Source organism: Paenibacillus sp. Y301 (genome assembly GCF_059445505.1).
Genome location: NZ_JCAIUL010000001.1, coordinates 675813 through 682608, shown reverse-complemented (window position 1 = coordinate 682608; position 6796 = coordinate 675813). Strand labels below are relative to the sequence as shown.

The window sequence follows — 6796 nt, the reverse complement described above, 5'->3', positions numbered from 1 at the left end:
CGACATTGGCTCCTAAGTTTTCACTGATAACACGTAAAGGCACCATTATACGACTGTTCCTAATTACGGGTTCCACCTCGGATGGAATAACAACACCGTCAATCTTGATTTGAATGTTAGATGCAACTGCATAAGTAGGTAAAGAAGTAACTACTAGTAGAAATATAAGGAAAATCCCTGAAAATATTCGTTTCATTTTTTAACTGCTCCTTAATTTTATTATTAAATTGTCCTTTCACCTGGTCCACAACATTGGACTATTTAACATCGTACCGTCAAGGTCCAATGAAACTAATTTGTATCGAATATGCCTCCTTTAATTTGTTAATTATGACCATATATAGAATAACATAATTATAACTGTCCTGCCCGTTAACTTAATAAATAAAAGGAGCAGCTGCCGTAGCAAACTACTCCTTTGTTGTTCCACTATCGTGTCCCGTTAGCGTAACAACAAATTAATGAATAAAACTAAGGAAGTAAATATATAGAATTTAACAGCTAAAGACTTCTTGTAAAATTACCAAACGTTTTAATTATCCCAACTGTTTAAAAAAGTTCTTTGTCTATTTCTCAATTGTTTCTTGAGTGCCATCTTTTTTCACTATCTTTACTTCTACATCTTTAACATGACTGATAGCATACCAAATCCTTTTATCTCCATCAACCTCAATAATTTTTGCTAATTCTTCATTTATGTTTGTAGTGATACCGTCCATCATCTACACCATGCAATGGAGCTGCACTATATTGGAGTATACCTCCATTTTCTTCCCGATAAAAATATCTGGAATCTCTTTCGTCATTAAAAATAACGGTAGTGCTAACCAAAGGCGCCTTGCCGATATGTGTAGAAATTTTATAAATCTCATTCTCTTCATATCCTATGTCGTTGATAAGATAAGACATTATTTCATCATTAATTGTATTCTTATAATTCTGAACTAAAAACAGACCTGTTACTACAGTTAGAATAATAATAGAGAACATGGTGAATGCCTTCTTATTTTTCAATAAAAAATCCTCCTAAAAATTTATAGAGGTGTAGACCACACGGCAGCCCCTTTCGTTATTGTACTATAGTGTCCCGTTAGTTTAACCTTTTAGTCCTTCTTATAGATAACGTTAGGAAGGTAATTATAAAAATAATAATTATCGAGGTTATTAAGACTCCTAATCCCATCCAAAATCCTTTTTCAAAAATACTTATAACAAATTTAGGTGAAGTAATAAATTTAACTATGATTAATACAAAAAAGATAACTAAAGAGTAGATAGATGCCAACTTCAAGGTTTTCATCATGTAAGACCCCATTCTTTTATCATAGATACTTGTTCATGTTAATACTTGTAAATACTGCCCGTTAGCTTAACCCAAAAAAGAACAGCAACGTTGCAAACTCCTTAGCTATCTTACTTCGTTAGCAAAATCATTACTTTATAAAATTATCCATTTGTGATTGCGTTCTATGATAGCCATCTTTATCATGTGTAATAACTGTTATGTAGTTACTGTTGTTTGCATCAATCATCCATACAGTATCTTTATCAATTTGTATCGTGGAAATTTGCTGAGGTTCTGATTGAACAGGTATACCTTGAACATTAACTGAACGTTGATTGTTAAGTGAAGTTGTTAAATTGTTTACTGCCCAAACTGTTAGGATTGTAACCCAAATCATTATAACCAGAACAAAAGTATTATTTCGTGACATAAAAGTCGTCCCTTCTAGTGACTATTTTTATCGGTTTTAATCTAATCCTCCGTTCCAGCAAATTTGGTATTATCTTATTAAACGTATTTCTGATAAAAAAGTTACAGGGCATTGGTTCCACTAACCTGCCCGTTCGTATTATGAGATCAACCAGTTCTTTCTGGTTGATCCTTTTTTCATTTGCATAGAGGATTAAGGTAGCCTGGTCGAACGTACCTGCCCGTGGGACTTGATCCCGAGCGCTATAATGTTCACCCCTACTTGTCATGACCATGATTGAGGCTGGTTGGGACGTAAGATCCCGTATAACAAGCGATGCTATGGAGCGACAAGAGGAAAACGTAGGGGCTGCCAGTAAATCTAACATACAGGGAGAGATGAAATGAATCCAGTTATCGGTCTAGATATTTCTAAAGAAGAAAGCCATGGACAAGCCTTTTTAGAGCGCGGAAACCCATTCAGAGGGACGTTCCATTTCCAACACACTCGTGATGGTCTAGTGAATCTCCATCAAGTTTTAAAGGACGTTGAGTCTGTATCCAAACAACGTCCTTTACTTATTCTAGAAGCAACCGGACATTACCAAAGCCCCGTTGTTCAGTTCCTAGAGGAGCATCAATATATTTACATTGTCATTAATCCACTCATCTCAAATCGGCTTAGGAAGTCTCAGCTTCGTAAAGTAAAGACGGATGCTGCTAACGCTTATCTCTTGGGAGAGTTGTACTACAAAGAAGAGTTTGAACCATTTAAGAAAAGGGGTGTGCAACTGCTCAATCTACGCTATCTTACAAGGCAATATGAATCTCTTTCAAAGATGTGTGTACAGACTAAACTGCAATTCCAAGCTGTTCTAGATCAGGTTTTCCCTGCTTACAAAGGTGTCTTTGGATCTATGTATTCAGGTATATCACTACGGTTTTTAAGTGAATTCCCAACCTCATATTCGGTATTACAGACGGATGAAGATTCACTCAAAGCTAAAATGAAAGAACTTCTCACTTCGAAACGAGGACGTTCAGAGGACTGGATTAACCAACGCGTTCAACGGCTGCTAGATGCGGCAAAACAAAACCCATTTCAGCAAACCATGTACGCAAGCCACTTAATTAATTTGAAAGTCCTTATTACCCTTATTCTTCAGTACCAAGAGCATCTTACAGGATTGGAACAGAATATAGATGATCTGGCTGAAGAAATTGAAGAATTTGAATTAATTCAGTCGATTCCCGGTATTGGACATAAAATTGCGGCAACAATTTTATCTGAAATTGGAGAAGTCGACCGATTTGATCATCCCAAAAAGCTAGTCGCTTTTGCAGGCATTGACCCAAGTGTCTTTGCTTCGGGCAAGTTCACGGCAACTCGAAATCGGATCACAAAACGTGGTTCCAGACAGCTTCGATATGCACTGGTTTTGGCTGTCCAATGTGGCTTAATCCGGGCTCGCAATACACGAATCAAGGAGTTCTACGATCGTAAGAGAGCCGAAGGAAAACCACATAAAGTGGCTCTAGTCGCATGTGCCAATAAATTGGTTCATTGGCTATATGCCATCATGAAACACAAAAAGACATTTCGGTCTGCTTAATATGAAAGCAGTGGTATAACCTTCCAAATAAAATAAAATTGGAGGGTTATTTGGCTTGCTTACTTTTAAATATACCACATGAATAAGCTTCACTTTACTGGTAATCTTGACAAGCTATTAGCTGGTATAGCCTAATAATAAAGAGCAGGCTACGTAGCACCTGCTATCATTGTGTGTTATTCAATTCAACTATCGTGTCCCGGGAGTTCAATGACCGGAGCGATAACTGTACGCTTCCCCAGTCCGTATCATTTACATTTCAGTACTCTTCATCAAACCGTTTTGTTCAGCTGTTTTCATCAATTTAGCAATGGAATCCAGCGCAGTCTCGCTGAACTTATACCATTGCCCCTCCAAAGCGTCAAAAATCAGCGCTTTCGGATAATCTGCCAATTGTTCTTCCGTGAATCCGTTGAGCCCAGATGGATCACTCAGAATATAGGAATCAAAGCGTTGGACACTATTTCCTGCCGCGTCCAGAAAATCATATTGCCCGGTTTTCGTATACCACCCTAAAGTATCCAAATTGTAATACCACCCATAATTCGTCGGAGCATCCACCTTAGCACCTTTATTCGACTCAAATAGCGCATAAATCTCTTCGTTATAACGCTTGCCACTGAACTGCTGCCTGTAGCCGCCTATTATCATGTGGTATTCATATTGCAAAGTTGTCACTTTCACTCCATTGATCATCAAGGGCGCGGTAACGACCGTAACCGTACCGTTGCTGTAATTGACCGTACAGCCGAACGTTTCCGCTAGAAAGCGAAGCGGAACGAGGGTGCGATTATTTTGGATGTACGGCTGCACATCCAACTCCAGTGTCTTTCCATCTTTCACTGCGGTGCTGCTGTTTAGTTGCAAGGTTATTTTCATGTCATCTCTCGTAATCGTCACTTCCGAGCCCGACCAATCGACCACAGCTTCCAGATTTTCGCTGATCACTCGCAAAGGCACCATTGTACGACCGTTCTTCATCTCAGGCTGTACATCGGATGTGATCGCAACGCCATCCATGATAATCGGATGACTCTCTGCCGCATGAACAGGCACCGATGCAGCAATGAGGCTTAGAGCAAGTGCAGTGCTAAGAATAATTTTTTTCATTGTGTGAATTCTCCTCGTATATAGATTTTGCAACGTGCGATTAAAATCGCATGCTGATACTTTCTTACCGTTAATTACGAGACCACTCATCACGACAACTGCCATAATGAATAAAATGATAAGCTTCCTAACTGCTCCATTTTTCTATACTCCGCGCATAAAATCCCAAAAAATTCTCACACCCATATTTTTCCACAAAGACTAATACGCAAATATTGATGATTTTGTTGCGCAAACTGCCCGTTAGCCATACATGAAGCACAAGCGCCGCACCACAGATTATGGAAGTAAATGCGTTCTTCATGGAAGCTCAATGAAGGCTGCCTTTTCTACTTGTCGGCAGCCTGTGCGTTGTTACTGAACTATTCTATTGAAACTCGTTAGTCACAACAATAAAATTTATTGCCTTACGGAGCTGTATTGCTGATAACCGTCAGAAAACCATTCTTTGTTGCAGTATCAATGAACTGATACATAGATTTACTAGCTGCATCGTTAAACAAATACCATTGATTTTCTGTCGCATCATAAATGTGAAACTCAGGGGCGGCTTCTGGTGAACTTCGAGATAAAGAGTAGATATCAAATCGTTTGATGCTATTCCCTTCTTGATCCAAAAAATCATATTGTCCCGTCCCATACTGAACCGACCAAGTAGGATCAGAAGGAGCTTCGACTTTGCTTCCTTTGTTATCAACAAAATTATTATAAACGGCTTCGATATTGGCATTTCCTTTGATTTGATTGACTATGCTGCCCAGCGTCAATTTGTATTCTTGCTGCAATGCTGTCACTTTTACACCATCAATAACGAGCGGCTTGGTATCGACCGTTAAGGTATAGTTGCTGTAATCAACCTTACATCCAAACGTTTCTGCAATAAAGCGAAGTGGAACGATGATGCGATTATTTTTGATGTATGGTTTAACATCGAGCTGCACCGTTTTACCGTTTTTCACCGCTGTACTGCTATTCAGCTTTAAGAGTACTTTCATATTGCTTTTCGAGAGCGTAACTTCCGAACCCGACCAATGGACTTTAGCACCCAAATTTTCACTGATTACACGGAGTGGCAACATAGTTCGATGATTCTTCATTTCGGGTTTCACATCGGAGGCAATCGTAACGCCATCAACTTTGAGTTGCATATCTGCTGCATATGTAGGTGAAGCGGCCATGATTACAATCATTGCAAAGAAAATGACTGAGAAAACCTTTTTCATTATTTTCTTACTCCTTTATTTGAACATATTTTCGCCCTGTGTTATTCCCTGAAATTTCTTATAACGTTGCGCATTCCAGACGTCCGGACGCTTAAGGATTAGAGCTGTTTTTTATTTTTCAAAGCATTCTATATTCTTAACGCTTCGTTGATGATAAAGTTACATTTTATTCTGAGATATCATGCGCGCAATAAATGAACTGTGGTATTAAACTATTCTGCCCTTAGTTGAATAGCGGCAGATTTCTAAAAGGGATCTGCCGCTATTATATGCTAAAAAAATCGTCGATACATTTCTCTCCTGCGTTCGCCACGAAGTTGTGCGTATATTTGCGTGGTTGAGGCTTTCTCATGACCCAGCATCCCTTGGATGAAATCCAAGGGAGCACCGTTATCAAGGAGTTGACAAGCATAGGTATGTCGAAAGCGATGCGGATAAACATTCGTTTCAATCTCTCCTCGATCTGCAAGCCGTTTTAATGCCCACCTAATCGTAGGAATAGCCATGCGTTTAGTTGGGTTGGTATCCGTTACGAATAAGGCTTTACAGGTATCTCCACGACTGGTCAGGTACTTCCTTAACCATACTTTGCACTCTGTCGTAAAGTACACTTCTCTCTGCTTGGAGCCCTTACCGTTTACGACTATAGAGCAGTTTTCCCAGTTGAGATCCTCGATGTTTATCCTCTCTACTTCCCCAACTCGACAGCCAGTACAATAGAGAAGCTCAAGCAGCGCTCTTTCTCTTAATGATTGGCACGAGATCTTTAGATGAATAACATCTTCCTCCACTAAAAACTTAGGAATTCGCTTGTCCAATTTGGGTTCTCTTAGTTTTAAAGAAGGATTTGAAGTCAGGTAAGTCTCTTCATACGCATAGCGAAATAGGGATCGGACGAAACGAATTCGATGCCCTAGGCTGCTTGGCTTCAAACGTTCTGCTTGTTTCGCCAAATATTGTTTCAGCATTGGCAATGTAATCTCCGCTATCTCGGGATCACCTAGTTCCGTCATTAGCATTTTGTTCTGGAGGACGTAGGCGTTCAATGTTCTCGGACTATATCCTTGAATTCGTTTATCAACCTCATATAAATGCCACAACTGACTTAACTTCATAATAAAACCTCCCCTTAGAAGCTATTACATCTAGGTTTGCTT

The 6796-nt window shown here is 39.3% G+C and carries 8 protein-coding genes; 1 reads left to right on the top strand and 7 read right to left on the bottom strand.

Annotated features, from left to right (window positions below; all coding sequences use genetic code 11):
- The 4 genes from AC1D69_RS03330 to AC1D69_RS03315 all read right to left on the bottom strand — a co-directional run.
- Positions 1-196 (bottom strand): stalk domain-containing protein (locus AC1D69_RS03330; RefSeq protein ID WP_495454710.1); only part of this gene is annotated, 196 nt, incomplete at its 3' end.
- 370 nt (positions 197-566) lie between these two features.
- Entirely contained in the window at positions 567-722 is a 156-nt protein-coding gene (locus tag AC1D69_RS03325) for a hypothetical protein (protein ID WP_495454709.1), read from the bottom strand.
- Positions 691-1014, bottom strand: coding sequence for a DUF3139 domain-containing protein (locus tag AC1D69_RS03320; protein ID WP_495454708.1), 324 nt, complete (start codon positions 1012-1014; stop codon positions 691-693). Before AC1D69_RS03320 ends, AC1D69_RS03325 begins: the two co-directional genes overlap by 32 nt.
- 419 nt (positions 1015-1433) lie before the next feature.
- Positions 1434-1715, bottom strand: coding sequence for a hypothetical protein (locus AC1D69_RS03315; protein WP_495454707.1), 282 nt, complete (start codon positions 1713-1715; stop codon positions 1434-1436).
- Positions 1716-2097: 382 nt separating this feature from the next.
- Here AC1D69_RS03315 and AC1D69_RS03310 point away from each other — a divergent pair, with 382 nt between their 5' ends.
- Entirely contained in the window at positions 2098-3306 is a 1209-nt protein-coding gene (locus AC1D69_RS03310) for an IS110 family RNA-guided transposase (protein ID WP_495454706.1), read from the top strand.
- A gap of 252 nt (positions 3307-3558) precedes the next feature.
- Here AC1D69_RS03310 and AC1D69_RS03305 read toward each other — a convergent pair whose 3' ends face one another.
- From AC1D69_RS03305 to AC1D69_RS03295, 3 genes are all read right to left on the bottom strand, one after another.
- A complete protein-coding gene (locus AC1D69_RS03305) occupies positions 3559-4416 on the bottom strand; it encodes a copper amine oxidase N-terminal domain-containing protein (protein WP_495454705.1) in 858 nt (285 codons plus the stop codon).
- A gap of 407 nt (positions 4417-4823) precedes the next feature.
- Positions 4824-5639, bottom strand: coding sequence for a copper amine oxidase N-terminal domain-containing protein (locus AC1D69_RS03300; protein ID WP_495454704.1), 816 nt, complete (start codon positions 5637-5639; stop codon positions 4824-4826).
- 272 nt (positions 5640-5911) lie between these two features.
- Complete coding sequence (locus AC1D69_RS03295; RefSeq protein ID WP_495454703.1) at positions 5912-6754, bottom strand: tyrosine-type recombinase/integrase; 843 nt, start codon at positions 6752-6754, stop codon at positions 5912-5914.
- Positions 6755-6796: the final 42 nt, after the last annotated feature.